We start from the raw sequence: 26133 nt of genomic DNA, 5'->3' as shown, positions 1-26133 counted from the left end.
TAGTCTAGGGGCACTCCGGTCCGCACCTGCCGGACCGACCAGCCGACGGGAGGCACACATGAGCGAGAGCTTGACCCACGAGGATGTGGAGCACTTCGCCGCGCTGCTGGACGCCCGCGAGGCGTCGGACCGCGCCCAGGTGGAGCGCCTCACGGTCGACATTGCCGAAGTCACCGCCGCGACCCGTGACGTCCCGGCCGACGACGAACACGACCCCGAGGGGTCGACGGCCACGCTGGAACGGGCGCGCGAAGTGGCGCTGCTGGCCAGCACGGAAAAGGCGCTGGCAGACATCGCCGCCGCCCGGGCCCGGCTCGCGGCCGGCACCTATGGCACCTGCGCCTCGTGCGGCAACCCCATCCCGCGCGAACGCCTGGAGATCCGGCCGGAAGCACAATATTGCGTGACCTGCGCCGCGAAGCAGCGCCGTGCCTGAGCGAACCAAAGTGGATCGTGCCACGCACGGGGCGGGCGCCGCCGTCGTTGTTCCGGACGGAGACCCCGTCACCGCGGTGACCGGCACCCGGTTGGCGGACGGCCGGGAACTGCTGTATTTCGACGACGGCGCGCGGCCGGTCCCGCGGGCTTCGCGGGACACCCGGGACCTGCCGGAGCGGCCGCCGGTGGGGGAGCTGCGCTACGACGTGCTGACGGGGGAGTGGGTGGCGCTGGCCGCGCACCGGCAGACCCGGACGTACCTGCCGCCGGCGGACGCCTGCCCGCTGTGCCCGAGCACGCCGGACTACGCCTCCGAAATCCCGGCGGCCGACTATGACGTGGCCGTGTTCGAGAACCGGTTTCCGTCGCTCGGGCCGGACCTGCTGGCAACGCCCGAGGACCCGGACTGGGGCAGCGCCTACACCGCCGGCGGGCGCTGCGAGGTGGTCTCCTTCACCTCGGCGCATACCGGTTCCTTCGCCAGGCTGGACACCCGCCGCGTGCGCACCGTGATCGACGCGTGGGCGCACCGGACCGCGGCGCTCAGCGCGTTGGACGGGATTGCGCAGGTCTTCTGCTTCGAGAACCGCGGCGCGCAGATCGGTGTGACGCTGCACCATCCGCACGGGCAGATCTACGCCTACTCCTACCTGCCGCCGCGCGGGGCAGTCATGGCGGCGGCCGCGCAGAAACACTTCGAGGCCACCGGCGGGCGGCAGACCCTCACCGGGGCGCTGCTGGCCGGCGAGCGCTCGGCCGGCTCCCGGATGGTGCTGGAAGGCGAGCATTTCAGCGCCTACGTGCCGTTCGCGGCGCGCTGGCCGCTGGAGGTGCACCTGGTGCCGCACCGGCAGGTCGCGGACCTCGCCGGGCTCACGGGTGCGGAGCGGGACGAACTGGCGGAGCTGTACCCGCAGCTGCTGGGCCGGTTCGACGCGCTCTACGACAGTCCCACCCCGTACATCGCCGCCTGGCACCAGGCGCCGGTCGCCCGGGCGCTGCGGGAAGCGGGCTACCTGCACCTGCAGCTGACCTCGCCGCGGCGGGCCGCCGACAAGCTGAAGTACCTGGCGGGCTCCGAGGCCGCGATGGGCGCCTTCATCAACGACACGCTGCCGGAGCAGGTGGCCGCCGCGCTGCGGGAGGCGGATCCGGGCCGGACCCCAGAAGCAGGCAGTGACGGGTTGGACGGGACGCGCGCCGCGGGTGAAGCCACCGAGGACGCCGTGGCAGCCAGCGGGGACACCCCATGACCGCCGACGCATTGGCCGCACGCACCGCCGATGCCTTCGCCGCACGGTTCGGCCGCGGCCAGGACGGGGTGTGGGCGGGGCCCGGCCGGGCCAATCTGATCGGCGAACACACCGATTACAACGGCGGCTTCGTGCTGCCCTTCGCCATCAACAAGATCACGACGGCGGCGCTCGCCGTCCGCGGCGACCGCACCATTCGGGTGGCCTCCGCCCTGCCGGGCGCCGAGGCGGTGGAGGTCGGGCTGGACGATGTCGGCCCCGGCGCGGTTTCCGGCTGGCCGGCGTACCCGCTGGGCGTGGCCTGGGCGCTGGAGCAGGCGGGAGTACGCCTGCCCGGTTTCGACCTGCTGGTGGACTCGGACGTCCCGGTGGGCGCCGGATTGTCCTCATCTGCCGCGCTGGAATGCGCGGTGGCCCTCGGCCTGGCCGAACTTTCCGGAGACCGGTGGCCGGATTCGGGGCTGGATCCGGCCGGGTTGGATCGGACCGGGCTGGACCGGGCCGGGCCGGATCGGGCCGGGCTGAATCGGACCGGGCTGGATCGGGCCGGGCTGGCGGCGGCCGGCCGCCGCGCGGAGAACGAGGTGGTCGGTGCGCCCACCGGCATCATGGACCAGTACGCCTCCCTGTTCGGGGCGGCCGGGTCCGCGGTGTTTCTGGACTGCCGCAGCGAAGCCGTGGAACTGGTGCCGCTGGACCTCGAGGCTGCGGGCCTGGTGTGCCTGGTGATGGATACCAAGGTCTCCCACGCACACGCTACCGGGGGCTACGCCAGCCGACGCGACTCCTGCGTGCGCGCAGCGAAAACGCTTGATGTGCCGCTGCTCCGCGACCTTCCAGCCAGTCGGCTGGGGGAGGCACAGCAGTTGCTCGACGACGAGACCTTTCGCCGCGCGCGGCACATCGTGACCGAGAACGACCGTGTCCTGGCCACCGTGGAGGCGCTGCGCTCCGCCGGCCCCGCGACCATCGGCCGGCTGCTGGACGCCAGCCACGTCTCCATGCGCGACGACTTCGAAATCTCCTGCCCGGAGCTTGACCTGGCCGTGGACACTGCGCGGGCGAACGGCGCCCTGGGCGCCCGCATGACCGGCGGCGGTTTCGGCGGTTCAGCCATCGCCCTGGTTCCCTCCGGCGAAGCAGCCCGGGTGCAGGAGGCTGTGCTGCACGCCTTCGCCGCGCAGGGGTTCCGCCGGCCCGAGCTGTTCACCGTGTTGCCGGCCGACGGAGCACGCCGCCTGCTGTAGGCCGGACTATCCGGCCAGCGGCCCGGCCAGCGAGACCACGAGCGTGGCGGCAATCATGGACGGACCGAAAGGGACGTCCGAATCCCGCTTGAGTACGCGGGCCAGCATCAGCAGGACGATGACCGCGGCGTTCAGCAGGAACGCCCCCAGCAGGACGGCCACCCACGCCGTTACGCCGTCATACCCGGCAAACAGGCCCACCACGGCAGCAAGCTTCACGTCTCCCATGCCGATGCCGCCGGGCTTGATCAGAGCTGCCAGCAGATAGGCGGCAAACATCGCCAACGAGCCGAGCACCCCGGCCAAAACCGGCTGCCACGCGGAGTCGGTGAAGGCGGGCAGGAGCAGCAGGGCCAATGCCGCTCCCAGGAACGGGAGGACCACGCGATTCGGCAGCAACTTGTGTCGCAGATCAATGGCGGCTAGCAGCACGCCGAGGACAGCCAGAAGGCCGAAGGCCGGCAACTCAGCGGCTTCCCGGGCCGCGGCTAGGAGGCCGCACAGGACGCCGGTGGCAGCGGCCATCGGCCCGCGCCACCCGGCGGGCAGGGATGTGCGATCCTTCCGGTGGGCGAGCGCGAAGACGCACCATCCGGCGAAGGCTCCGGCAACGGTCAGCACGAGTGCCAGCAGCATGGTCACCGGTTCCGCCCACAGGTCACAGCCCTTGTTCCTTCATGTCCCTCGGCTCTTCGGATCGTTGGTCACCCTTTCATCACATTGCTGCCCAACATAGGCTCACAGTAGAACGAATCGATTAACCTCTAGGAGTATCAGAGATCCGGGCTTCTGCAGAGGCCGGACGGGCCTTCGCGCATGAGCCCGACGCGGACCGTGCAGGGAGGAGATGCAAGATGAGTGACCCGGGTGCGGCCGTAGTGATAGAAGACGACGTGGACATCCGCAATCTTGTGAGCGCCGTCCTCCTGCAATCAGGCTTCGACGTGCAGGCAGCCGCGAGCGGGCGGGAAGGTATCCATGCCGTGCGGCAACGGATCACCACCGTTGTCACCCTGGACATCTCGCTGCCGGACATCGACGGCTTCGAAGTGCTCCGGCGGATCCGTCAATTCAGCAACTGCTACATCGTGATGCTCACCAGCAGGAACGAAGAACTCGACACGCTTACGGCGTTGCAGCTTGGCGCGGACGACTACATGACCAAACCATTCCGTCCCCGCGAGCTGCGGGCCAGGATCCAGGCGATGATGCGCCGGCCCCGCACTCCCCATCCGCTGGAAACCACCCCGGCAAACGCACCGCCGCTGCCGGCGGCCCCGCCCGCCGACAGCAGAATCCTCGAGCACAATGGGCTCGTCCTTGATGCGGACCGGCGTACGGCGTCGCGCGAGGGTGAGGATCTGCGTCTGACCAGGAGCGAGTTTAACGTGCTCCAGGAGATGCTGCGCAGTTCGGGGGCGGTCCGCTCGAAGGCCGAGCTGGTCAAGGTAGTGCGCGGGGACTATTACCCCGAGGACGCCTATATCAGTGAAGCCGATGAGCGGGCGATCGAAGTCCACGTGGGCAATTTGCGGCGCAAACTGAAGGAAGATCCGCACCGCCCCCGCTGGTTCGTTACGGTGCGGGGAATCGGTTATCGGCTGGCGCCGGAGCGCCCGGTGTAGCGGGTGCTCCTCCTTCGGCCTTCATTCCCTGCATTTCGCTGACTGTGGCCGTACCGCATTGATGGATGAGAGCAAGCAGGGCGGTTGCCTCCGCAAAATCCGCCGCCCGAACATGAGCCTCGACCTTGCCGGACAGCCACGCCAGTCGACTGGCACCCACCATGATCGAGGCGGTCTTCAGGCTGAGGACCGCGTCCAGGGAATCGGTCCGGTCCTGGCTTTCCAACGCGGTCTCCAAGCAGCTGAACCGTTCCGGCCATGCTTCGGAAAAGTCCTGGACCAAACCGCGGGCGATGCCGTGGTCGGCTAAACCGTCGCCAAGATCTTCCACGACCGCGGGGTCAACCAGCGGCAGGACCTGGTGCTGGTCAGCGGTCATCATGGCACGCGCCGCGGGGGACGGGTCCCGGCCGGGGCCAGACCGGCCAGTGCACAGTGGGTGGATGGGGTGGGCATGGTTCGAGACTACTTTCCGATGGCGGGTGGGTCTGCCGGTTTTCCGGTTTCTTTGGCTAATGTTGCGGTATTGCTGTGGTTGCCGGCGTGCCGGTCCTCGGTCAGCCGCTCAGGGTAGCGATGATGTTCAATGCCGCAGGGCCGAGCAACGCGATAAAAAGCACCGGAAGAATGCAGAACATCAGCGGGAAGACTACCTTGACCGGGATCTGCATGGCCTTTTCCTCGGCGCGCTGGCGCCGCTTGACGCGCATCTCGGCCGCCTGCGTGCGGAGCACGCCGGAGACGGACACGCCATAGGCGTCCGCCTGGATGACTGCGCGAACGAACTGCTGCAGGTCCTTCGACGTGGTCCTGCCGGCCAGGGAGTCGTAGGCCTCGCGGCGGGAGCGGCCCACCTGCATGTCCTGCAGGACGCGAATCAGTTCGGCGGCCAGCGGGCCGGAACCGTTCGCTCCTACCCGGGCGACCGCCGCGTCGAAGCCCAGGCCGGCCTCCACGGCGATGGTCATTTGGTCCAGCGTGTCCGGCAGTTCCTCGCTGATCTTTGCCTGGCGTTTCTGCCCCGCGCTGTGCAGCAGAAGATCGGGGAGGCAGTAGGCGACGACGGCGACGACGATGGCCAGCAGGACGCTGGACCCTGCGGATGTGGCGGCCACGTACAGGAGCCCGAGTACGATGCCTGCCACGGCAAGTACGATCTTCGCCGCCATGAGCCGCTTCAGCGGCCAGGCCTCCGGACGTCCGGCCAGCGCCAGTTGACGTTCCAAGCGCTGGGCAAAGGTCGCCGGCGTGAACCGGCTGGCCAGCGCCTCGAACCGGCGCCGGCGTTTGCGTTTGACCGCGCGCGGTCCGGCCAGGCCACGGGACAAATTGGCCCGGATGGCCTCGTGCTGGGGATGCTTGCCGCCCAGCAGGGACCAGACAAACAGCGGGAGCGACAGCACCAGGGCTGCGGCAGCCACCATGATACTCAGCGGCATCGGCGGACTCCTTTACTTACGGTGCTGAACTTAGAACTTGAAGCTGACGACTTTGCGCATCCACAGCCCGCCCGCGACGAGCAAGGCGCCGGCCACGAACAGCAGGGAGAAACCGAGCGGGCTCTGGGTGAAACTGTCCAGGTAGCCGGGGCTGGACACGAACAGGAACCCGCTGAGGCCAAAGGGCAGGACCATCAGGACCAAGGCGGAGATCCGTCCTTCGGCGCTGAGCGCCTTGACCTGGCCCCGGATCTGGGAGCGCTCCCTGATCGTCTGGCCCACCTGGTCCAGGACCTCTGCCAGGTTGCCACCTACCTCGCGGTGGATGTCTATGGCCTGGGCGACCCAGTGAAAGTCTTCGCTGCCCATCCTGTCGGCGGTATCGTGCAGCGATCCGCCGAGGTCCCGGCCCAGCCGCGTTTCGTTGACCACCCGCCGGAGCTCTTCGGACGTCGGTGCCGCCGATTCGGCCGAGACCGCGTCTACGGCGCGCAGCAGGCTGTGGCCGGCACGCAGGCCGCTGGCCAGCAATTGGAGCGTGTCGTCGAGCTGGTCGGCGAAGGCCGTCCGGCGCCGGCCGGCCCGGAAAGCCAGGAACGCTTTGGCGGCGGCCGGGGCCGCAAGAGCCAGGAGCAGGCCGGCGGCGGGTCCGGCGAGCATGAGCCCGAGGGCCGCGCCGACCGCGGCACCGGACAGAACCAGCACCACCAGTTCCGCGGGGCTGAGCCTCAGCCCGGCGGCTTCGAGGGCGCCGGCCATCGCCGGGGCTTGTCGGCGGCGGGCCAGGAGCCGTTCGATGGCAGCGGTGGAGCGGGCGGCCACGTCACTGAGCCGGGAGCCATGTTCCGGGGCACCACGGCGGGACGCCGAAAGCTTCAGGGACCGCGTGCCGAAGCCGGCTGACACCAGCAGGGCCAGCGAGCCGTAGCAGAACAGCATCCCTACAACCAGGACCGCCGGGGTCATCGCGTCGCCGCCTGGGGCCGCAACGGGCCGGCGGCCGGCTCGAAGATGTCGGCCGGCAGGTCGATGCCCAGTTCCCGGAACCGGTCGGTAAACCGGGGACGAACTCCGGTTGGAACGGGTTTGCCCAGGAACCTTCCGCTGGCATCCACACCGGCGCTGTAGTCGAAGACGAACGCGTCCTGCAGCGTCACGATTTCGCCTTCCATGCCCTGTACCTCGGTCACATGCGTCACTCGGCGAGTACCGTCGCGCAGGCGGGTCAATTGAACGATGACGTCCACCGCGGAGGCGATCTGTTCCCGGATCGCCCGCAGGGGCAGATCCATCCCGGCCATCAGCACCAAGGTTTCCAGGCGCGCGATGGCGTCCCTGGGGGAGTTCGAATGCACGGTGGACAGCGATCCGTCGTGGCCGGTGTTCATGGCTTGGAGCATGTCCAGGGTTTCTCCGCCGCGGACCTCGCCCACGACGATCCGGTCCGGGCGCATGCGCAGCGAGTTGCGGACGAGGTCGCGGATGGTGATCGCGCCCTTGCCTTCGATGTTGGTCGGGCGGCTTTCCAGCCGCACCACGTGGTCCTGCTGCAGCTGGAGTTCCACGGCGTCTTCGATGGTGACAATGCGCTCGCCGGCCGGAATGAAGGAGGAGAGCACATTGAGCAGGGTCGTCTTTCCGGTGCCGGTGCCGCCGGAGACGATGATGTTCAGCCGTGACCGGACGCAGGCGTCCAACAACGCGGCCATCTCCGGTGAGAGGGTGCCGAAACCAATGAGGTCCTGGACCTGGAACGGGTCGGCGGCGAACTTCCGGATGGTCAGCGAGGACCCGTTGACTGCAAGCGGCGGGATGACGGCATTCACGCGGGAGCCGTCAGCCAAACGTGCGTCAACGAGTGGCGACGATTCGTCGATCCGGCGGCCGACCCGGGACACGATGCGTTCAATGACGCGGCGCAGCTGTTCCTCGGACAGGAACCGGGCCGAACTGCGCGACAGCTTGCCCTTATGCTCCACGTAAATCATGTCGGGTCCGTTCACCATGATTTCGGAGACGTCCGGATCCTCCAGCAGCGGCTGCAGCGGACCGTAGCCGAGCACGTCGTCGCTGACTTCACGGATCAGGCGCTGGCGTTCCTGGTGGCTGAGCGGGTTCTCTTCTTCCTCGACCACCTTGGCCAACTCCTGCTGCACCACGAGATGCAGCTTGTCTTCATTCAGGGAGGAATCCAGCAGCCGCGATCCCATGCGTTCGAAGAGGACCGTGCTGGCACGTTCCTTCATCTTGGACAGGGCATCCTGCGCCGGGGGAAGGACGGCCGGGGGAGCCGTGCGGCCGGCAGCGGCTGGCTGCGCCGCGGCTGCGGTGGAGGAGGCCGTCGCCGCAGTTGTCGCCGTCGCTGTAGCAGCGGAAGCGGAAGCAGCCGGTGCCGGCGCGGTGATGGCGGGCGCAGCCGGCGCGGCGGCATGGCTACGGGCGGGGGGAGCTGTTGGGGCGGTGCCGTGCACTGCCTGAAGCCGTTGGGCAAGGTTCATGGCTATCCTCTTCGGTGGCGGCCGCGGCGCTTGAGCAGGCCGGCCGGGGCGGGGGCAAAGCGGTCCACCACCTTGTGCAAGGCGCGGGCCGCAGGATCGCGCGGGGCGCTTTCGAGCACCGGCACGCCTTGGTTGGTGGAAATCCGGACCGCGCGGGTGTCCGGGATGACGTCGTCGACTTTGCAGCCGAGGGTGGTCTCCGCATCGCGGCGGGTGAGCCCGTCGCGCGGATCCGCCCCGTTCAACACGATGTGGCGCGTGAGCGGTTCCATGCCCAGCTCGCGCAGGATTTCGAGCTCCTTTCGGAGTCCGCGGATGCTGGGAACGTCCATGCCGCCCACGAAGATGTAGTCCGTGGCACGATCCAGCGCCGCCAGCGTGTGCTCCGACAGCCCCGGGGACGTGTCGATGATGACGTGTGCGTACTGCGCGGCCAGTTGGTCCAGCAGCAGCGATACCTGCTCGCCGGTGACCTGATCGGCATCGGCCGGCGACGGCGGCGCGCACAGCGCATACAGCCCGCTGGGGTGGCGGGCCAGGAAGGACTTGAGCACAATGCTGTCTTTCTGCGCGTTCGGCTGCACGGCGTCGACCAGCGAATGCTCCGGCTCCAGGCAGAGCGCGCTGGCCACGTCGCCGAACTGCAGGTCGAGGTCGACGATGACGGTCTGCTGCTCCGAGGCGGCAGCCAGCCCGACGGCGAGGTTGGTCGCCACCGTGGTCTTTCCGGCGCCGCCCTTGGGCGAGACGACGGCGATCATTCGGCCGTTCGCGCCCTGGCCGCCGGAGGAGGGAACGCTGTGCCGGCGGTGGTTGGCGCTGCGTACCGCGCGGTGCAGCAGCGCGGCGATGTCTCGGACATCGGCGCTGGGATCCACGACGTCGCGGATGCCGGCGCGCATGGCGGCCAGCACGACGTCGGGGCTCGGCCCCGCGACCAGCAGCACCGAAACCTCGGGCCGCTGGGATTCGAACTCCGCTGCCAAGGCAAGCGCCTGCCCGGGGGCCATCGAGGGGCCAAGCACCACGGCATCCAGGAGCTGCGGATTGGACAGCACGGCGAAGACATCATTGGGTTCGGTGGGGAGGCCCGCCCCGTTCCACAGCTGGGTTTGGCCGGCCAGGGAGCCTACCGCGGCGGCCGCGAAGCGTTGTTCGAAGTCGGGGTCGGTGCCCACCAGTACGTAGCGGCTCATTTGTAGACCTCATCCCTGTCCACCAGGCGCGTTCCCTTTTCGCTGGCATCGGCCGGTTCCTTCGAGAGCCAGGTGCTTGCGTACTCCTGGGCATACACGATCTTTTCGGCGTCCGGTGCCATGACCGCCAGGGTGACCAGCACGTTGTTGGCGGGGACCATGGCCGAACCCTCCGATGCCTCCGGGGCAACGGCCACCCCCTGGACGCGGGTGACCAGGACTTTGTGCAGCTCCAGGTGGGTGACGCTTTTGGTGTCGCCCGGGCCTACCATCGAGATGAAGACGCCGACGGTGTCGCCGGCCTTCAACTGCCCGCCAACCACGCGAGCCGGCTCAAGGGAGATGGAGAGCTCTTGCATGCCCTTCGGGACGGCGACTGTTCCCGCTTCCTGCAGGTCCGCGGGCGGGGCAAAGCGGGCGGCCAGCAGCTGTTCGCCAGCGAGCAGGTCGACAGTGGCGACCTTTCCGGCCAGCTTCTCCACGTCCGTTACCACCCCGTCCGCGGCGACCTTGGCCGGAACCAGCTCGGCCGCAACGTACGCGCCGAGCTCTTCGCCGGGTGTGCCGGCCGGTACGTTCTCGGCGACCACCAGGACCTCCACCGTCTCGGTGCCGGCCAGGGCGCGCTGATCGGCGCTGCCAATGTAGGCAAGGACCATCATGGTTCCGACGACGGCCATCAGCAGCGCCGCCAGTGCGCCTATGATTCTCTTTTTCACCGACGGTGCTCCTAATGGACAAGCGTGACGAGGGAGGCGCCGAAGGTGTTGTTGGCGCCGCCGAAGATGAAGTCTTGTTCGCCGGCGTCGAGCGTCACGAAAGTTTCGAACTCGCCGATGAGTGCCCGGCAGTTGCCGGTGCACTGCACCGAGGCCGGGCTGAGGTTGTTGTGGGACGTGCTGCTGAAGTTCCAGCCGGTGACCTTGAAGGCCGCGAACCCGATGATGTGGTACCAGCCATTCGTCCCCTGGCCGCCGACCTTGTCATACAGCGGCAGCAGGACGGTGGTGCCGGCAATCTGCTGCAGCATGTTGGTCTGCTTGCAGGAGGACGGCACATCGTTACCCGAATCGCTGGCTACTTCAGGATCGATGGGGAAGCCTGGAAGGCCGGTCGCGCCGAGGTTAATCTTGGCTTGGCACGGACGGGCCGGATCTTGCTTCAGCCAGCCGAAGCCGCCCGGAATAGTGTAGGCCGCCCCGGTGCTGCCCGGCACCGTTGAGCTGGAACATCCAGCTGGTGTTTGCCCGTTCGGGTTGAATTCCACCCGCTGCAGGCCGCCATCGAGCATGCCCACGAATTGGCAGTAGGAAATGGCGATGGGGAGGACGGATTTGCCCGCGACGGGGGCTCCCCAGCGGGCCCGGGATTCGGTGGTGATGGAGGCGGAGTCGTCCAGGCCGAGGATGGGCGCGAAGTGTTGGGCCAGGAAGTGACCGTCGGAAGACCGCGTGGTGGTGGTGACGGTGGCGGTGGCAGCGGCAGGGTCCAATTGGACGCTGGCGTTGGCCAGGCCGTCGTTCGCGTTCTGGCTGGCGAGCGACGTGGCGAGGGCCGTGAAGTCCGCATCGCAGTGGCCTGCCGCGCAGTTCTGGGCGACGGCCAGCGCGCCGGCGTCGGCGCCGTTCTTCAACTGGGCGCGCTCGAAGTACAGGGCCCCGATGTCTAGGACGACGGCAGCCATGCCGAGCAGGACCACCATGAAAAGGGCGGTGGTGACGGCGGTCGCGCCGCGTTCGTCGCTCAGACGCTGCACTGCATGACTCCTTTGCCGGTCAAGGTAATGCTGGCCCCGAAGAGGCCGGACAGAAAATTCATGGGGTAGGCCACGGTGACGGTGGCGACCGATCCCGGCGCGCAGGCGCCGGTGTTGCCGGGGCTGACCGCGATAGTGATCTGGTCGGCCGTGATGGCCGGCGCCAGCGCAGGGGCCGAGGCGATCACTGCCGCCCGGGATTCCGCTGTGCTGGACGCCGTGCTGTTGATGGTCATCACGCGCGCCCCGTCCCGTGCCGCTGCGGTGAGCTGCATTTGGGCGTTGTAGACACGTCCGAACTCGACGATCCCCAGCAGCAGCAACAACAGAACCGGCAAGACCAGGGCGAATTCGACGGCTGCCGCTCCGCGTTCCGATGTCATGCGCTTCATGTGTTGCTCTTTCACAGTTCGGTGGCTGAGACGGGAGCAACCAGTGCCGCCGTCCCAGCCACCAACAGGGTGGATTCCGTCGACCGGGATTACTTTGTGACCGGAGCGGTGCCGCCGGTGATGTTCAGCTGGCCGGCGAGGCCGCCGAAGAATCCGCTGAGCTGCGGGCCGAAGATGGTCAGGCCACCGATGAGGACGACGGCGATGAGGCCGACCATGAGGGCGTATTCGACGGCGGTGGCGCCGGTCTCCTCGCGCTGGAGGCGGTTCTTCACGGAGAAACCGAGGGTCTGAAGGGTGGCGATGATGGAAAGCATGAGAACTCCTGTGCGATTGAATCGCTGGCATCCTGGCCAGCGGCCGGCTGGCACCTCGCCAGCTCTTCAAGAAAATTAGCAAGCCGAAAGCCCGGAAACGGCCGGCTTTTGCCAATCCTGCGACACCTGCAGGGCAATGCTTCCCTGCGTGGGTAAACGATGCACTTTAGCTGCGGTTTAATGGTTTTTCCTGCGGAAAAGGCGGGTACCAAAAAACCCGCTCCGCCTGCGCGGAAGACCCGCTCCGCCTGCGCGGAAGACCCGCTTTCGCCCGTCGAAAGGCCCACGCCGGCCGGCGAAGAGCCCAGGGCCGGCGAACAGGCCCAGGCGCCTTCCAACAGCAGCGGGGGATCGAATCAGGGGTCAGGCGGACCGGGCGGCCTCGAGCTGCATCTCCAGGCCGGCTATCAGGGCCTCGAGGCCCAGCCGGAAGGCCGCGTCGGCCGCCGACCCTGCGGGGCCGGCATCCTGCGACCGCACGGCGGACGTGAAGGCCGGGTTGGCCGCGGCGAGCTCGCCCGATTCGAAGATGTCCGCCGGCGCGGTCACGTCGAAGGCCGAACCGAAAATGAAGGACTCCAGGGCCACGATCGCCGGCACCACCTGCGGCTCCGGCCAGCCGGCCTTCAGGAAGCCGGCAGTGACGGCCTCGTACATGGCCAGCGTGTGCGGGGCACCGGTGACCGGCAGCACCGCGATCACGGGAATCAGCGGGGCGTGGTGGGTGAAAGCGTCGCGGTAGGACCAGGCCCAGCGGCGCACCGCGTCCGGCCACGCCCGGTCTGAAAACACGCTCACGTCCACGCCGGCCATCACGTGGTCCTGAAGGAGCAGCAGGACGTCGTGCTTCGACGCCACGTGGTTGTAAAGCGCGGAGGGTGCCACGCCGAGGCTGCGCGCCAGGGCCGACATGGTGAGCCCTTCATAGCCGCGCGATTCGATCAGTCCGAGCGCCGCCGTCGTCATCAGTTCCTTGGACAGCAGTTTCTGCACGGGGCGGCCGGCGGGGCGGTTCCCGTTGCGGACGGAGGCGTCCTCGCCCGCTGGGCGTGCTGTTACCACGGGCTCCTTCTTCCCTCGGCCGTGCGGGCCGCGGCGGTGCGGCCTGTAGAGCCATCCTACGCAACGGTTTTCAAAAGGCTGTGGCACGGGTTACAGTGTTGTGGCTAAATGAATGACATTCATTTAGCGGCGGCGGCCAGGCACTCATGCGGCTGGCCCGCCACGGCACGAATGGGAGTTGAACACAGTGAGCAAGTTGAAGCGGGACGTAGTAGTCATCGGCGCCGGGCCCTCCGGGCTGACCGCGGCGCGGGACTTGAAGCGGGCCGGAATGTCCGTGGCCGTGTTGGAGGCGCGTGACCGCGTGGGCGGCCGCACCTGGACCGATGTGGTGGACGGAGCCATGCTCGAGATCGGCGGGCAGTGGGTCTCGCCCGACCAGACGGCCCTGCTGGAGCTGCTCGAGGAGCTGGGGCTGGAGACTTACAGCCGCTACCGCGACGGGGAGAGCATCTACCTGGACGCGACGGGCGAAGCCAAGCGCTACACCGGCGCCATGTTCCCGGTCAGCGCCTCCACGGAGTCCGAGATGAACCGGCTGATCGGGCTGCTGGACGCCTTGGCCGCGGAGGTCGGCGCCGAGGAACCGTGGGCCCACCCGAAGGCCCGCGAGTTGGACACCATCTCCTTCGACCAGTGGCTGCGCCAGCAGTCCGCGGACGAGGAAGCCTGCAACAACATCGGCCTGTTCGTGGCCGGCGGCATGCTGACCAAGCCGGCGCACTCGTTCTCGGTGCTGCAGGCGGTGCTGATGGCCGCGTCCGCCGGCTCGTTCAGCAACCTCGTCGACGACGAGTTCATCCTGGACAAACGCGTGGTGGGCGGCATGCAGGAGGTCTCCGTGCGCCTGGCGGCAGAGCTGGGCGACGACGTTGTGCTCAACGCACCCGTCCGCGGGCTGCGCTGGAACGACGACGGCGTGACCGCCACCGCGGACGGCGTCACCGTCGAGGCCCGCTACGCCGTGATGGCCGTGCCGCCGAACCTGTATTCGCGCGTCTCCTACGAACCGCCGCTGCCGCGCCGGCAGCACCAGATGCACCAGCACCAGTCGCTGGGCCTGGTGATCAAGGTCCACGCCGTCTATGAGACGCCGTTCTGGCGGGCCGACGGCCTCTCGGGAACGTGCTTCGGCGCCAACTCTGTGGTCCAGGAGGTGTACGACAACACCAACCATGGCGACTCCCGCGGAACCCTGGTCGGCTTCGTGAGCGATGAGAAGGCCGATGCGATGTTCGAACTCAGCGCGGGGGAGCGGAAGGCCGCGATCCTCTCCTCCATCGCCGACTACCTGGGCCCGGCTGCGCTGGATCCGGTGGTGTACTACGAGTCGGACTGGGGATCCGAGGAATGGACCCGCGGCGCCTACGCCTCCAGCTACGATCTGGGCGGCCTGTCCCGCTACGGCAAGGACCAGTCGACTCCGGTGGGACCGATTTATTGGTCCTGTTCCGACCTGGCCGGCGCCGGCTACCAGCACGTGGACGGCGCAGTGCGGATGGGCCGCGCGACTGCGGCCCGCATCCTCGAAGCACACGCGGCCGACGCCGGTGAACTCCTCCCTGCCGCCGGCCGGGAGGGCTAGGCATGCGACGCTATGTTGTTGCCTACACCGCCACGGACAGCGGACGCGAAGCGGTCAACCTCGCGACGGCGCTGGCCCGCCGGCAGGGCGGCAGCCTCGACCTGGTCATGGTGCTGCCCGAATCCTCGCCTTACTCGGGCGCCTATCCGCGGCCGGAATCCGGCTTCGGCGGGATCCTCTCCGAACAGATCCAGCAGTGGCTGGCCAAGGGGCTCGAGATGGTGCCCGACGACGTTCCGGCCCGCGCCCATGTTCGCCCCGCCGATTCCAACGCCGAGGGCCTGATTGCCGCCGCCGAGGAATTCGGCGCGGCGCTGATCGTGATCGGTGCCGGGCGCAACAGTGTTTTCCGCCGCTTCAGCGTCGGCACCGTCGCCAGCGGACTGCTCCACGCGTCCACGGTCCCCGTGGCGTTGGCGCCGCGCGGCTACCGGCGCACCGAACCCGTCTCGCGGATGACGGTGGGCATCGGCAACCGGGCGGGGGCGGACGAGGTCATGCAGGTTGCCGTGAACGCCGGCCATCGGCGGGGCCTGGACCTGCGGCTGCTCTCGCTGGTGCCGCTGGATTCCTCCGACGCGGACGCGATAGTCCGTGCCGAAGCGCACGTGAAGGAACGGCTGGCACAGGCAGAAGCTGTGCTGCCCGGTCGGGTGACCGCCGGCGTCGCTGAAGGCCGTTCGATCGAAGACGCCATCGACGCGCTGGAGTGGGACGAAGGCGAAGTGATGCTGATCGGCTCCAGCCGGCTGGCGCCGCACAACCGTATGTTCCTCGGGGCGACGGCCAGCAAGGTGCTGCGGGCGCTGCCGGTTCCCATGCTGGTGGTCCCGCGCGGCTACGCGGGCGCCGCACAACTTACCGAAGATCCGGGTCAGCCCAAGGGCCCTGAACATTCCGACGGCGCCGGCCGCAAGGAGGCATGACCATGACCAGTACCATCACCAAGGCCGGGAGCACCGCGGGCGGCCTGAGCCGGAAGGGCCTGAAATCGGGTTCGGTCGGCCTGCTCGGCGCCGTGGTCATCGGCGTCTCCTGCATTGCCCCGGCGTATACGCTGACCGGGGCGCTCGGCCCCACCATCGCCGAGGTCGGCGTGCACCTGCCCGCGATTTTCCTGGTGGGCTTCATTCCGATGCTGCTGGTGGCCCTCGGCTACCGCGAGCTGAACAACGCCATGCCTGATTCCGGCACGTCCTTCACCTGGGCCACCCGTGCCTTCGGTCCCTGGGTAGGCTGGATGGGCGGCTGGGGGCTGATCGCCGCAACGGTGATCGTGCTCTCCAACCTGGCGGCGGTGGCGGTCGACTTTTTCTACCTGATGCTCGCCCAGCTCACCGGCAACGCAGCGCTCGCCGACCTGACCAACAACCTGCCGCTGAACATCGCCACGACCTGGATCTTCATCGGGCTGGCCTGCTGGATCTCGTACCGCGGCATGGAAACCACCAAGACCTTCCAGTATGTGCTGGTGGCGTTCCAGGTGGTGGTGCTCGTTTGGTTCGCCGTGGCAGCCTTCGGCCACGTGGCGGGCGGCACGGCGTTCGACGCGCTGGAGATCTCCGCCGACTGGTTCAACCCGTTCGGCGTCGAGTCCTTCTCGGCCTTCGCCGCCGGCATCTCGCTGTCCATCTTCATCTTCTGGGGCTGGGACGTCACCCTCACCATGAACGAGGAGACGAAGGACCCGGAGAAGACTCCGGGCCGTGCCGCCGCGGCAACCATCATGGTCATCGTCGTGATCTACATGACCGTGGCACTGGCCGTGCTGGCCTACGCGGGCGTGGGTACCGAAGGCCTGGGCGCCGGCAATCCGGAGAATCAGGAGAGCATCTTCGCCACGCTCGCCGGCCCGGTGATGGGACCGTTCGCCATCCTGATGTCCCTGGCCGTGCTGAGCAGTTCGGCGGCGTCGCTGCAGTCCACCTTCGTCTCGCCCGCCCGGACCATGCTCGCCATGGGCCACTACCGGGCGCTGCCGGCCGGATACGGCACGATCAGCCCGAAGTACAAGTCGCCCAGCTACGCCACCGTCGCCGCAGCCGTGGCGGCCGGCGGCTTCTACACGGTCACCCGGGTGATGTCCGAGAACGCGTTGTGGGACACCATCACCGCGCTGGGCATGATGATCTGCTTCTACTACGGCGTCACCGCTTTGGCGTGCGTCTGGTACTTCCGGGCCGATGCCTTTACCTCGCTGCGCGGATTCGGGCTCAAGTTCCTGGCGCCGCTGCTGGGAGGCGTCATCCTGCTGGTGATGTTCGTGCAGACGGCCGTGGACTCGATGGACCCTGCCTACGGTTCCGGTTCGTCGATCGGCGGCCTGGGTCTGGTGTTCGTGCTCGGCTGCGGCGTGATCCTGCTCGGGGCGGTGCTGATGGTGCTCATGTATCGGCGCAACCCGGAGTTCTTCCGCGGCGCGACCCTGCGCAGGGGAGTGGCAGCCGACGACCTGGCGGACCGCGGCTAAGCGAAGAGCACAGCCATCCTGTAGGAACCGTCGACGGCGGTGCCTCCCCCACGGCGGGGCGGGGCACCGCCGTCGTGCTTTCCGCAGCGCTTGCGGAAGCGAGGGCGCGGCAGGCGCTGCGGCTGTCGTGGCCTCGGCACGGGCTTGTGGCTACAGTGGCACAAAGTCGACTGGAGGTACCCATGAGCGCAGCGAACGACTACACACCGGACTCCGTCGCCGACCTCGCCTCACAAAACGGGCTGACCATCGATCCAAAGTCCGTCAGGTTCAACGAGGCAGGGCTGGACTACCTGGTGGCCTATGCAACCGCCGACGACGGCAAGAGATGGGTGCTCAGGATCCCCCGGCGGTCCGACGTCTCATCGAAGATGGCTGACGAGGCCAAGATCCTGAACCTGGTCAAGAACAGGATTTCCGCCGCCGTGCCGGACTGGCGGATTCGGAACCGCAGCCTGATTGCCTATCCGGAACTGCCGGGCGAGCCGGGACTGACGCTTGAGGACGGAGAGCCCGTCTGGCACTTCGACCGCGAGTCGCCGGCCTACTGCGCGTCGTTGGGGCGGTTGATCGCCCACCTGCAGCGCATCAGCCCGGACGAGGCGCGCCAGGCCGGTATCCCGGCGTTCACCGCCGCCGAGGTGCGGCAGGAGATGCGAACCAACCTGGACAAAGTGAGCTCGGAGTTCCGGGTGGCGGCGGACCTGATGCGGCGATGGGATGCCTGGCTGGACGACGACAGCTATTGGCCGGACTTCACCGCTTTCAGCCACGGTGAGCTGTACCCGGCCCACCTGCTGCTGGACGAGAACGCGGAGATCCGGTCGGTGCTGGACTGGACGACGGCCAAGGTGGGGGACCCGGCGCTGGACTTCAGCCTGCACTGCATGATGTCCACGCCCGAGGCGTTCGAACTGACCGTGCGGGCTTTCCGGGACGAGGGCGGCCGGGTACCGCCGCGGCTGGCCGAGCACTGTGCCGAACTGGTGTCGGCCGGTCCGATCAACTACGGGTTGTATGCGATTGCCACCGGCGACCCGGACCACCAGGCAGCAGCTGCCGCCCAGTTGGATCCGTCCGGGGGCTGAGCGGCAACGGCAGAGCTGCGCCCGGGCAGAGCTGCCCGTCGGGCAAGAATAATGGCCGGCGCCCGTTCGCTGACGCCGGCCATTGGATGTGTGGGCCGCTACTTCTTGCGGCCTTTGCCCTTCTTGAGCGGGTTGCCCTTGGCCAGCGGCGGGGCGGTGCAGGTCGTGGTCGCTGCGGCGCCTGCCGCCCGGAATTCGGCGACGTTGGGCTTTTCACCGCGCGGTGCCGTCGCAGTTCGGGCGCTGTGCATGGCGGGGGCGTTGCCTGGCGCCGGCGCAGCGAGTGCGGACATCGGCCGCGCCCCGCCGTCGTTGTTTGCGGCTTCAAGCTGCAGCCGGGGAGTCGCTGCGGGCAGCGCAGCAAGGCCGCTGCCGGCCGCCGGCGCAAGCCCGCTGCCGACCGCAGGGGGAGTCGCGTTCCGTGCCGGGCTGCCGGGCACGGCCGGAACCGGCCCGATGTCTTCGGGATACTCGAACAGAACCTCGGTGAACCTGTCGGCGTAACCCAGCCGCTTGGCGATCAACCAGACGGAGGCGCCAACGATGACCATCGTGGCGATGACCGCGATGCCAGTGCCGTAGATCCGCAGCAGCGCGTTGACCGGAGAGAGGGCGTGGACGGGTGCGGTGTCCAGCAGCCAGACGATGGACCAGAACACCGCAGTGCCGGCCAGGGTCAGCAGCGGGAACAGCAAACCGGCGGTACGTACTTTCTGTGTCAGCATCTGCCGAGTGGCGGTCAACCGTGTAGAAAGCGTGTGCAGATCGTGTTTGCCACCTTGCTCAAGAGCCTTCGATGACATCGCCGGTCGTGTTCCTTTCTGAGTCGCTTCGGGGGGATGCTTCGCCGCGCAGCAGTTGCTCGGCGAAGCGGGTAAAGAGTTGGGCGAAAGTTTCGCGGTCTTCGGCGGACCAATCCGCCAGGATTTCATCGACGACGGCGGCGCCGGCCTTGCCGATGTTGCGGTGCATCCGCCGTCCGGCCGTGGAAGCCGTCAGCAGGGTGGCCCGGCCGTCGTCCGGATCGGCCTGCTTGTCCACCAGCCCTTTGTCCTCCAAGCGGCGGACCTGGGGCGTCATGGTGGACTTGTCCACGCCCTGCTGCGTGGCCAGTTCCGAGACCCGCACGGGGCCGTTGTCATCGATGTACTCGAGCAAGGCCACGTCGGTGGGCGTCAGGCCCACCTCGCGCGGATCGAACAGCTGTTTTCGGGTCTCCGCATGGGACGCCCAGCGCACCACTTGAGCCACGGCGTCACGGATCATGACGCCCGGATCGGGCTGTCTGCGGGAGCTGGGGGGCATGCTCCAAGTTTACCCGTTTCCGTTTGGTTTTGCCAATCAAACCAATCAGGCGCTTTCGGGCGTTTTCCGGCACCGGGTCCCAACGCCGGGATCCTGGAAATACCGCCGGGACTCACGGTTGCGTGGTCCTGGCCAAGGGTCCGACGACGGGTGGTGGATCGGGGCGCTTTGCGAAGGGTTTGGTGGCGGCCCACCAGGCGGTTTCGCAGAGCCAGAGCAGCAGGGCTCCCACCGCCGCTGCCGCCAGCACGGGGGAGAACAGGGCGAAGGCCGGAGCCAGGACGGCAACCACCGCCCAGTCACGGTTCCAGGTTAGGCTGAGCGCGCCGGTCAGGAAGACAGCTGCGGCCAGGGGCACCAGGCCGGCGCCGGTTGCGGCGAGCACGACGCCGGCCAGCAGCCCGATGGCTCCGGCGCTCACGGACGCGGTCAGCAGCCGGCCGCGGGCGCCGGCATGCTCGAGGTAAGCCTGGACCGTCACCACCGCCCACATCAGCCGGGCACGCAACGCGGCCACACCGGTGTCCAGCAGTGCGCGGCGGAATTCCTCGTCGTAGATGCGGCGCAACTCCAGCGCCTGGTCGCTTGGCAAGCGGGCGCACATCGTCGTGCGGTGGTCGTGCAACAGGGCCGGAGCCGTCTGCCGGCCGTAGCTGGCAATAAGTCCCCACATCCAGGTCGGCACCGAGGCCAGATCCGTGGAGTTGTGCTTTAGCCCGGCGGAGAGGTGGTGCGCTTCGATCCGGACGATGGCGGAGGTTGTTTCCGCCTGGTAATAAATCGGCGCCGCCAGTTGGAAGCATCTCTTGGTGCGCTGGACCAGGTGAATGGCCGTCAGCGGTTCGGTGGCGGAGGCGTCCTGGTAAAACGGCATGCCGCCAGTCTTACATCCGGCGCCGACGTTCGCACGGGCCCACCGCGGAATCTGCGGCAGGTAGGCCGCTCCTGCCGCGCCGCGGGTCCCGCCCGGTGGTTACCTTCGCAGCGATGGGCGTGGCACACTCGTGCCATGAGCCCCGTGAGTCGCAAGCGCAAGCCGAAGAAGCTGAAGACCAGCCGGTTTGGTGGCCGGCAGGGCGGGCCCGCCAGCGACCCGCTGCTGGACCTGTACCGCGAGTTGGAAGGGCCATTTGCGGACACTCTGGACTCGCCCAGCCCGATCGAAGCCCATTCCCTGGGCGGTTACCTGCTGGACCTGTGGGACACGGCCGACGCGTCGGGCCAGCAGCGCCGTCACGAGCTGTTCTACGCCTGGCTGGACCTGGCCGAGGACCGGACCGGCCCCGGCGCCGTGCCGATGCTGCGCGCGCTGGCCTTCCTGATCGATCGTCCGGACATGCGCCGCGACGCCGAAACCCTGGCCGACCGGTTGGTGGCCGACGGGTTCACCGAACCGGAATGGGCCAAGCATCCGGTGGCCGTGACGGCCCTGCACCGTTATGCCGATGCCTACGGCGACGAAGCCAACATGCTCTTCGAGTTCACCACCGGCACCGAGAAGGTGGGGCTGCTGGTGCTGCTGGACGGCAACACCTTCGGCGGTACGGTGATGGAAACCGGACTCGTGGACAATCCCGCCGCGGCGCTCAAGGACCTGAACGCGGACGCCCAGGATGCAGGGCTGGTGCTCGACGCCGACGCAGACCTGACCGGCACGGCGCTGGACGCCTGGGAAGGCCTGGACGCCTCGATGGACCTGCCGGAGCACATGGTGGACGAAGACTTCGGTGCCCGCCGCTGGGTGGCCCAGGCGTGGCTGCGCACCATCATCGAGCTCGCGGACGACACGGAGGACGAGAGCGAAGACTGGCTCTCCGACGAGGACTACGCCGAGCTCGACGATGCCGAGGCAGGGGCGGCGACCGGGGCCGTGGCGGAGCCGGGGACCGAGGCCGCGCCAGCCACCGGCACGCTGCCGCCCGGTGACCCTGAATCAGGGCCCGCCGCCCGGGAAGAAGAAATCCAGGCGATCCGGCAGGAGGAAATCGATGAGATGGCAGCCCGTTACGCGCGGGAGACCGGGCGCGATTCGTCCGCCGAACTCGGCATGGTGAACCTGGTCCTTGGCTACGGCTGGGATTACGACGGCGGACGCCTCACCCGGGTGAGCCCGGTCAAGCTGGACCTGATCAGCGAAACCGTGCTGGCCGAGGGCGGGCTGGAGCCGGTGGATTTGAGCGAGGTGACCGCCTTCCTGCACCGGTGGGTGGACTGGTGCGCACCGCGGGAGGAACTGTCCGCGCATGCGGTGGCCTTCCTGCACCGCCACCTGGACGGGGGCTAGGAACCGGGCCGCTCCACGGCCGCCGAAGGCCCCTGCCCCCGTAACTCTTGCGGGGGCATGAACCGGAGCGGGTGCGGTCAGGAGCGCGCGGCGGCCAGCGGGTCCGGGTCCGTCCGGTAGCCGAGCACCAGGTCGGCATCCACTTCCACCGTCTCACCGTTGGCGATGTAGCCCCGGGGCGATCCATGGAGAAGGCTCAACGTGAGCCGCAGGATAGTGCCGTGGGCCACCACGACGATGTTGCGGCCCCGGTAGGCGCGGAGCACTTCCTGCAGGCCGGCGATGCCGCGGGCTGCAACCTCCGGCTCCGGCTCGGCCTGCCGCATGAGCTGGTCGATCTCCTGCCGTTCCAGGCCGCGCAGCACGGTGCCTTCGATTCCGCGGTAATCACGTTCCGAAAGACCAGGAACGGTCTCCGCCAGCTCCAGGCCTACCTGGCTGCCGATAATCCGGGCGGTCTCCATCGCGCGCCGCAAAGGCGAGGACACGAGGACGTCCCAATCACTCACGGAGAGCGAGGCTCCGGCGTCCAGCGCCTGCCGTCGGCCCACGTTGTTGAGCGGCACATCCGTACGCCCCTGCAGCCGGCCTTCGGCATTCCAGTCGGTCTGTCCGTGACGTACCAGTGCCAGCACTTTTCCCCTTTTGCCCGGTGAACGGGATGGTTTCCACAGCGATTTGTCCCCTCATCAACCTTAGCCCGGCGGCGGTGCAGGGCGGCCCGGATGCGGCTTCTGAAGACGGAGGACCTCCCGTGCGCACCGGCCTGAACGGCGTGGGGATCCCGGCGACCAAAAGGTAAACGTTTCATGAGAAAGTCCTCATGCGGCTGTCATGTTCGTTTCATCGCGGGTGTGTTGACTCAATCCTGACGCACCCACCAACGAAGGAGCAGGCCATGACCATCACGGATTTCCCAGTAGGCACCGCCGGAACGACAGGACTCGAAGCACTCGGAACCCCTGCCGCATCGGCGGCAGGGGGGACGCTGGAGGTCTTCCCCACGGCAGCCGCTCCGGCAGACCCGCAGCGGCTGCGCCGGGCCAAGAAGGCGTACACCACCAGGTTCCTGGCCGAACGCCTCTGCCTCGACGCCGCCGGCTACGAATTGCTCGATGCCGCGCCGGCCGCAGGCGACGTGGTGCTGGCCCGGGTGGTGGAAATCGGCAAGCACACCCGCTTGGAGAGCCCGGCCTCGCGCCGCCAGGCCATGTTCGTCGGCGACGAGATACTGGTGGCTTACGGCAACCGGTACGCGCCGGACCAGTTCCTGGCGGTGGTACCCGGCGACCTGTCCGAGTGCTCGCTGGTGGCCGGCGGCGGCCTGGCGGCGCGGGTGCTGGAGCAGCACGCCGACATCGACATGGCCACCCGCATCCAACCCATCGGCCTGCTGGCGCGGGACGGGCGGGTGGTCAACCTGGCCGATCTGGCGCCGCACACGATCAGCGCCAACACCGTGCTGCCGGGACGGCCGCCGGTGATTGCGGTGCTCGGCACGTCGATGAACTCCGGCAAGTCCACCACGCTTGGCTGCCTGGTCAAGGGCCTGACCTCGGCCGGCCTGACCGTGTCCGCGGGCAAGGCCACCGGCACGGGCGCCGGCAACGATCCGCTGCTGTTCGCCGATGCCGGAGCGGCGAAGGTGCTCGACTTCACCGACTTCGGCTTCCCCACCACCTACCTGCTGGACTACGAGCGCGTGCGCGGCCTGCTCACCAGCCTGATCGACGCGCTGACCACTTCCGAGACCGACGTGGTGGTGGTGGAAATCGCCGACGGCGTCTACCAGGGCGAAACCGCCCGGCTGCTGGCGGACCCGGTGTTCCATGCCGCCGTGGACCACGTGGTGTTCTCCGCGGCGGACGCGCTGGGCGCTACCGCCGGCATCGCGGTCCTGCGCGACGCCGGCGTCAGCGTGCCCGCCGTCTCCGGCCTGCTGACCGCCTCGCCGCTGGCCGCCCGGGAAGCCGCCGGCGTCATTGATGCCCCGGTGATCAACACCTACGACCTGTGCGACCCGGCCACGGCCCTGCCGCTGCTGCCGGAGCGGAAGTAACAGTGACGGCAGGCCAGGCGGCGAAGGCCGCGCCGGCGGCATGGGATCGGGCGGACTCACCGGGGAAAGTTCCGCGGCCGCCCGACGGGCCGCTGCCCAAGCTGCTGCGCGGCCGGCGCCGCTGGTTGATGGCGGCCCTGCTGGGGACCGGCCTGTTGATGGCCGCGGCCGCCGGGGCGAGCGCGCTGCTGATGGCCCGGCTGCTGGGCGGCACCGCGCCGGATGCGGCCGGGATCCTGCCTCCCGCCCTCGGCCTGGCCGCCGCGGCGCTGGGGCTGGGCGGCCTGCGGGCTGTCGAGCGCGTCCTGGCGGAGAAGCTCGGACAGGACTACATCCACGAGATCCGCAAGGGCCTGGTGGCCTCCGCCCTGGCCACCGACCGCGGACCGTCGCCGGGCGTGACGATCGCGCGCAGCACCAACGACCTCTCCAGCGTCCGGAACTGGATCGCGCTGGGCATCGCGCCGCTGGCCGTCGGCATCCCGCTGATTGTGGGAACCGCTGCGGCACTGTGGTTCCTGTCCCCGGTGCTGGCGTTCGCCGTCGTCGTGCCGCTTGTGCTGCTGGCCGCCGGGCTGGCGCTGCTGTCCCGGCCGGCATTCCACCGCGCCCGCGAATTGCGCCGCCAACGGGGACGGCTGGCCGCCCGGCTCGCGGACACGGTGATTGCCGCCGGCACCATCCGTGCCGCCGGCGGCGAGGACCGGGAGGTCAAGCAGATCGACAAGGCCGGGCGGAAGGTGGTGGATGCGGCCGTGCACCGCGCCGCGGCCGCCGGTCACATCCGTGGGGCGGCGGCAGCGGCCGCCTCGCTCGGCAGCGCCGCCGTGGCCGCCGTCGGAACCTGGCAGGCGGTGCCCACCGCCAGCATCGCCGCCGCGCTGACCATCGTGGGGATGATCTCCGCGCCCGTCACGGACATGGGCCGGGTGGTGGAATACCGGCAAAACTTCCGGGCCGCGCGGCGCATTCTCGGTCCGGCCCTCGCGGTAGCCGCTGCGGCGCGGGATGATCGACGGCGTCGATCGGCCGCCCGGTCCGGGACCCGTCCGGCGACGGCGACCGGGACAGCGGGGGAGTCCGGCACACCGGCGGAGGCTTCCACCCCGGCGGATTCCCACCCCGACGGGGCCGTGCTGGTGGACGGCCTGGCCGCGTGCCGCAACTGCCCGGTGCCGCCCTTGTCCGCCGGCCCAGGCGCGCGGGTCCGGATCCACTCCGCCGACCCGGCGGCCGAGACCCGGGCACTTGAGACACTGGTCGGCATCCGCAGCGACCCGCACGCGGTGGTCATGGTGGGCGGCCGGCATCTGCTGGAAAGCGGCGGCCGCACCCGCCGGAAGCTGGTGGGGTACGCCGCCGCCGGCATGTACGTGGAGCGCGGCTCCATCGCCCGCAGCGTGCGGTACCGTCGGCCCGACCTCTCGCCGAACGACGGATCGGCGGCCCTGGAACGCGTCGGCCTCGCCGGCCGGATCGGGCAACTGGAGCGGGGCGAGGAGACGCAGCTCAAGCGCGGCGGCGAACCGTTGACCACCTCCGAGCTGGCCCGGCTGATGCTGGCGAGGGCGTCGCTGGGTGATCCGCCGCTGCTGGTCTTGAACCGGCTCGACGCCGATTTGGACCGGCAGGGCACCGCCATGTTGGCGGAATTCATCCGGGACTACCCGGGAGTGGTGTTGTTCGCCTCCGAGCATCCGGACTCGCTCGGCGTGGACTACACGGAATGGAACATTGACTGCGCCCACGCCGGCCTGGACCTGGTCTGGCGCCGGCACGCGGAAGGCACATAACTGCCGGTGAAGGAACACATGATGGAAGCGATGCGCCGGAGGGACCCGCGCCCCCGGCCGGCGGAGCCGGGACTACGCCCTGCCGGCCGCGGGCGTGAGCGGAAGCACGACGCCGCATCCCGGGGAGCCTGGCCGGGCGGGGATATCTTTAGTCCGTGGTCAAAGTTGTGGGAATCATTCAGCCGGTGGAAACCAAGGAGTTGTCGGCCGAGGGCGATACCTATGCCGACGCCAAGGCCGCGATCGAAGCGCAGGTGCCCGAAGGCTGGCGGCTGCTGCAGATCATGACGCAGTAGGCGCCGGCGGCGGCCGGGCGCCGGGTGCGC

27 protein-coding genes are annotated in these 26133 nt (G+C 68.8%); 12 read left to right on the top strand and 15 right to left on the bottom strand.

The features are described from left to right. Positions 1 to 58 precede the first annotated feature (58 nt). From AC5RVS_RS11160 to AC5RVS_RS11150, 3 genes are all read left to right on the top strand, one after another. The gene (locus AC5RVS_RS11160; protein WP_494108167.1) at positions 59 to 436 is read left to right on the top strand and encodes a TraR/DksA family transcriptional regulator; all 378 of its coding nucleotides are present in this window, start codon (positions 59 to 61) and stop codon (positions 434 to 436) included. Between the two features lie 76 nt (positions 437 to 512). Further along, positions 513 to 1691, top strand: coding sequence for a galactose-1-phosphate uridylyltransferase (gene galT, locus AC5RVS_RS11155; protein WP_494108394.1), 1179 nt, complete (start codon positions 513 to 515; stop codon positions 1689 to 1691). Then, positions 1688 to 2938 carry a galactokinase gene (locus AC5RVS_RS11150; protein WP_494108166.1) on the top strand — a complete coding sequence of 417 codons (1251 nt, stop codon included), beginning with the start codon at positions 1688 to 1690 and terminating at the stop codon, positions 2936 to 2938. The genes galT and AC5RVS_RS11150 overlap by 4 nt, the downstream gene beginning before the upstream one ends. Positions 2939 to 2944: 6 nt before the next feature. On the opposite strand, the gene AC5RVS_RS11145 is transcribed toward AC5RVS_RS11150, so the two are convergent. Then, entirely contained in the window at positions 2945 to 3574 is a 630-nt protein-coding gene (locus AC5RVS_RS11145; protein WP_494108393.1) for a prepilin peptidase, read from the bottom strand. Between the two features lie 218 nt (positions 3575 to 3792). Here AC5RVS_RS11145 and AC5RVS_RS11140 point away from each other — a divergent pair, with 218 nt between their 5' ends. After that, positions 3793 to 4563, top strand: coding sequence for a response regulator transcription factor (locus AC5RVS_RS11140; RefSeq protein ID WP_493987815.1), 771 nt, complete (start codon positions 3793 to 3795; stop codon positions 4561 to 4563). On the opposite strand, the gene AC5RVS_RS11135 is transcribed toward AC5RVS_RS11140, so the two are convergent. The 10 genes from AC5RVS_RS11135 to AC5RVS_RS11090 form a co-directional block, all read right to left on the bottom strand. Continuing rightward, positions 4514 to 4945: an Hpt domain-containing protein gene (locus tag AC5RVS_RS11135; protein WP_493987816.1), complete on the bottom strand. Its 432-nt coding sequence runs from the start codon at positions 4943 to 4945 to the stop codon at positions 4514 to 4516. The two genes, AC5RVS_RS11140 and AC5RVS_RS11135, sit on opposite strands and share 50 nt — an antisense overlap. Before the next feature lie 175 nt (positions 4946 to 5120). Continuing rightward, positions 5121 to 6002 carry a type II secretion system F family protein gene (locus AC5RVS_RS11130; RefSeq protein ID WP_494108165.1) on the bottom strand — a complete coding sequence of 294 codons (882 nt, stop codon included), beginning with the start codon at positions 6000 to 6002 and terminating at the stop codon, positions 5121 to 5123. A 30-nt stretch (positions 6003 to 6032) separates the two neighbouring features. Further along, positions 6033 to 6968, bottom strand: coding sequence for a type II secretion system F family protein (locus AC5RVS_RS11125; RefSeq protein WP_494108164.1), 936 nt, complete (start codon positions 6966 to 6968; stop codon positions 6033 to 6035). After that, entirely contained in the window at positions 6965 to 8500 is a 1536-nt protein-coding gene (locus AC5RVS_RS11120; protein WP_494108163.1) for a TadA family conjugal transfer-associated ATPase, read from the bottom strand. Before AC5RVS_RS11120 ends, AC5RVS_RS11125 begins: the two co-directional genes overlap by 4 nt. A gap of 2 nt (positions 8501 to 8502) precedes the next feature. Continuing rightward, positions 8503 to 9696 carry a CpaE/TadZ family protein gene (locus AC5RVS_RS11115; protein ID WP_494108162.1) on the bottom strand — a complete coding sequence of 398 codons (1194 nt, stop codon included), beginning with the start codon at positions 9694 to 9696 and terminating at the stop codon, positions 8503 to 8505. Beyond that, complete coding sequence (gene cpaB, locus AC5RVS_RS11110) at positions 9693 to 10415, bottom strand: Flp pilus assembly protein CpaB (RefSeq protein WP_494108161.1); 723 nt, start codon at positions 10413 to 10415, stop codon at positions 9693 to 9695. The genes AC5RVS_RS11115 and cpaB overlap by 4 nt, the downstream gene beginning before the upstream one ends. An 11-nt stretch (positions 10416 to 10426) precedes the next feature. Next, the gene (locus AC5RVS_RS11105; protein ID WP_494108160.1) at positions 10427 to 11452 is read right to left on the bottom strand and encodes a pilus assembly protein TadG-related protein; all 1026 of its coding nucleotides are present in this window, start codon (positions 11450 to 11452) and stop codon (positions 10427 to 10429) included. Continuing rightward, on the bottom strand, positions 11440 to 11844 hold the full coding sequence (locus AC5RVS_RS11100; protein WP_494108159.1) for a TadE/TadG family type IV pilus assembly protein: 405 nt from the start codon (positions 11842 to 11844) through the stop codon (positions 11440 to 11442). Before AC5RVS_RS11100 ends, AC5RVS_RS11105 begins: the two co-directional genes overlap by 13 nt. Before the next feature lie 89 nt (positions 11845 to 11933). After that, positions 11934 to 12161: a Flp family type IVb pilin gene (locus tag AC5RVS_RS11095; protein WP_494108158.1), complete on the bottom strand. Its 228-nt coding sequence runs from the start codon at positions 12159 to 12161 to the stop codon at positions 11934 to 11936. 363 nt (positions 12162 to 12524) lie between these two features. After that, positions 12525 to 13223, bottom strand: coding sequence for a TetR/AcrR family transcriptional regulator C-terminal domain-containing protein (locus tag AC5RVS_RS11090; RefSeq protein WP_494108157.1), 699 nt, complete (start codon positions 13221 to 13223; stop codon positions 12525 to 12527). 187 nt (positions 13224 to 13410) lie between these two features. On the opposite strand from AC5RVS_RS11090, the gene AC5RVS_RS11085 reads away from it, so the two are divergent. The 4 genes from AC5RVS_RS11085 (at position 13411) to AC5RVS_RS11070 (ending at position 18366) form a co-directional block, all read left to right on the top strand. Next, the gene (locus tag AC5RVS_RS11085; RefSeq protein WP_494108156.1) at positions 13411 to 14808 is read left to right on the top strand and encodes a flavin monoamine oxidase family protein; all 1398 of its coding nucleotides are present in this window, start codon (positions 13411 to 13413) and stop codon (positions 14806 to 14808) included. Between the two features lie 2 nt (positions 14809 to 14810). Next, on the top strand, positions 14811 to 15734 hold the full coding sequence (locus tag AC5RVS_RS11080; RefSeq protein WP_494108155.1) for a universal stress protein: 924 nt from the start codon (positions 14811 to 14813) through the stop codon (positions 15732 to 15734). Then, positions 15731 to 17278 (top strand): APC family permease, encoded by a 1548-nt coding sequence (locus tag AC5RVS_RS11075; RefSeq protein ID WP_494108154.1) that lies wholly within the window; start codon positions 15731 to 15733, stop codon positions 17276 to 17278. Before AC5RVS_RS11080 ends, AC5RVS_RS11075 begins: the two co-directional genes overlap by 4 nt. 182 nt (positions 17279 to 17460) lie before the next feature. After that, complete coding sequence (locus AC5RVS_RS11070; RefSeq protein ID WP_494108153.1) at positions 17461 to 18366, top strand: macrolide 2'-phosphotransferase; 906 nt, start codon at positions 17461 to 17463, stop codon at positions 18364 to 18366. Positions 18367 to 18464: 98 nt separating this feature from the next. On the opposite strand, the gene AC5RVS_RS11065 is transcribed toward AC5RVS_RS11070, so the two are convergent. The 3 genes from AC5RVS_RS11065 to AC5RVS_RS11055 all read right to left on the bottom strand — a co-directional run bounded on the left by AC5RVS_RS11065 (position 18465) and on the right by AC5RVS_RS11055 (position 20545). Then, positions 18465 to 19091, bottom strand: coding sequence for a hypothetical protein (locus AC5RVS_RS11065; RefSeq protein ID WP_494108152.1), 627 nt, complete (start codon positions 19089 to 19091; stop codon positions 18465 to 18467). Positions 19092 to 19149: 58 nt separating this feature from the next. After that, positions 19150 to 19671, bottom strand: coding sequence for a MarR family winged helix-turn-helix transcriptional regulator (locus AC5RVS_RS11060; protein WP_493987831.1), 522 nt, complete (start codon positions 19669 to 19671; stop codon positions 19150 to 19152). 112 nt (positions 19672 to 19783) lie between these two features. Next, on the bottom strand, positions 19784 to 20545 hold the full coding sequence (locus tag AC5RVS_RS11055) for a DUF1353 domain-containing protein (protein WP_494108151.1): 762 nt from the start codon (positions 20543 to 20545) through the stop codon (positions 19784 to 19786). A gap of 135 nt (positions 20546 to 20680) precedes the next feature. On the opposite strand from AC5RVS_RS11055, the gene AC5RVS_RS11050 reads away from it, so the two are divergent. Next, positions 20681 to 21955, top strand: coding sequence for a hypothetical protein (locus tag AC5RVS_RS11050; RefSeq protein WP_494108150.1), 1275 nt, complete (start codon positions 20681 to 20683; stop codon positions 21953 to 21955). A 77-nt stretch (positions 21956 to 22032) separates the two neighbouring features. Here the strand turns inward: AC5RVS_RS11050 and AC5RVS_RS11045 are convergent, their stop codons facing one another. Beyond that, complete coding sequence (locus AC5RVS_RS11045) at positions 22033 to 22590, bottom strand: histidine phosphatase family protein (RefSeq protein ID WP_494108149.1); 558 nt, start codon at positions 22588 to 22590, stop codon at positions 22033 to 22035. Between the two features lie 263 nt (positions 22591 to 22853). On the opposite strand from AC5RVS_RS11045, the gene AC5RVS_RS11040 reads away from it, so the two are divergent. The 3 genes from AC5RVS_RS11040 to AC5RVS_RS11030 all read left to right on the top strand — a co-directional run bounded on the left by AC5RVS_RS11040 (position 22854) and on the right by AC5RVS_RS11030 (position 26103). Further along, positions 22854 to 24014 carry a P-loop NTPase family protein gene (locus AC5RVS_RS11040; RefSeq protein ID WP_494108148.1) on the top strand — a complete coding sequence of 387 codons (1161 nt, stop codon included), beginning with the start codon at positions 22854 to 22856 and terminating at the stop codon, positions 24012 to 24014. 2 nt (positions 24015 to 24016) lie between these two features. After that, positions 24017 to 25807, top strand: coding sequence for an ABC transporter transmembrane domain-containing protein (locus tag AC5RVS_RS11035; RefSeq protein ID WP_494108147.1), 1791 nt, complete (start codon positions 24017 to 24019; stop codon positions 25805 to 25807). Positions 25808 to 25962: 155 nt separating this feature from the next. Then, positions 25963 to 26103, top strand: coding sequence for a hypothetical protein (locus AC5RVS_RS11030; protein ID WP_493987837.1), 141 nt, complete (start codon positions 25963 to 25965; stop codon positions 26101 to 26103). The last annotated feature ends 30 nt before the right edge of the window (positions 26104 to 26133 follow it).

It is taken from the genome of Arthrobacter sp. Y3221048 (assembly GCF_059092685.1).
This window is presented reverse-complemented; position numbering and strand designations above follow the sequence as displayed.

Bases quoted from the DNA above. Each gene is read 5' to 3' on its own strand.
- AC5RVS_RS11060 (WP_493987831.1), bottom strand. From the start codon at position 19,671: ATGCCCCCCAGCTCCCGCAGACAGCCCGATCCGGGCGTCATGATCCGT.
- AC5RVS_RS11150 (WP_494108166.1), top strand. From the start codon at position 1,688: ATGACCGCCGACGCATTGGCCGCACGCACCGCCGATGCCTTCGCCGCA.
- AC5RVS_RS11055 (WP_494108151.1), bottom strand. From the start codon at position 20,545: ATGCCGTTTTACCAGGACGCCTCCGCCACCGAACCGCTGACGGCCATT.
- AC5RVS_RS11075 (WP_494108154.1), top strand. From the start codon at position 15,731: ATGACCATGACCAGTACCATCACCAAGGCCGGGAGCACCGCGGGCGGC.
- AC5RVS_RS11145 (WP_494108393.1), bottom strand. From the start codon at position 3,574: ATGCTGCTGGCACTCGTGCTGACCGTTGCCGGAGCCTTCGCCGGATGG.
- AC5RVS_RS11130 (WP_494108165.1), bottom strand. From the start codon at position 6,002: ATGCCGCTGAGTATCATGGTGGCTGCCGCAGCCCTGGTGCTGTCGCTC.
- AC5RVS_RS11160 (WP_494108167.1), top strand. From the start codon at position 59: ATGAGCGAGAGCTTGACCCACGAGGATGTGGAGCACTTCGCCGCGCTG.
- AC5RVS_RS11135 (WP_493987816.1), bottom strand. From the start codon at position 4,945: ATGATGACCGCTGACCAGCACCAGGTCCTGCCGCTGGTTGACCCCGCG.
- AC5RVS_RS11140 (WP_493987815.1), top strand. From the start codon at position 3,793: ATGAGTGACCCGGGTGCGGCCGTAGTGATAGAAGACGACGTGGACATC.
- AC5RVS_RS11050 (WP_494108150.1), top strand. From the start codon at position 20,681: ATGAGCCCCGTGAGTCGCAAGCGCAAGCCGAAGAAGCTGAAGACCAGC.
- AC5RVS_RS11125 (WP_494108164.1), bottom strand. From the start codon at position 6,968: ATGACCCCGGCGGTCCTGGTTGTAGGGATGCTGTTCTGCTACGGCTCG.
- AC5RVS_RS11095 (WP_494108158.1), bottom strand. From the start codon at position 12,161: ATGCTTTCCATCATCGCCACCCTTCAGACCCTCGGTTTCTCCGTGAAG.
- AC5RVS_RS11115 (WP_494108162.1), bottom strand. From the start codon at position 9,696: ATGAGCCGCTACGTACTGGTGGGCACCGACCCCGACTTCGAACAACGC.
- AC5RVS_RS11070 (WP_494108153.1), top strand. From the start codon at position 17,461: ATGAGCGCAGCGAACGACTACACACCGGACTCCGTCGCCGACCTCGCC.
- AC5RVS_RS11065 (WP_494108152.1), bottom strand. From the start codon at position 19,091: ATGCTGACACAGAAAGTACGTACCGCCGGTTTGCTGTTCCCGCTGCTG.
- AC5RVS_RS11040 (WP_494108148.1), top strand. From the start codon at position 22,854: ATGACCATCACGGATTTCCCAGTAGGCACCGCCGGAACGACAGGACTC.
- AC5RVS_RS11080 (WP_494108155.1), top strand. From the start codon at position 14,811: ATGCGACGCTATGTTGTTGCCTACACCGCCACGGACAGCGGACGCGAA.
- AC5RVS_RS11120 (WP_494108163.1), bottom strand. From the start codon at position 8,500: ATGAACCTTGCCCAACGGCTTCAGGCAGTGCACGGCACCGCCCCAACA.
- AC5RVS_RS11100 (WP_494108159.1), bottom strand. From the start codon at position 11,844: ATGAAGCGCATGACATCGGAACGCGGAGCGGCAGCCGTCGAATTCGCC.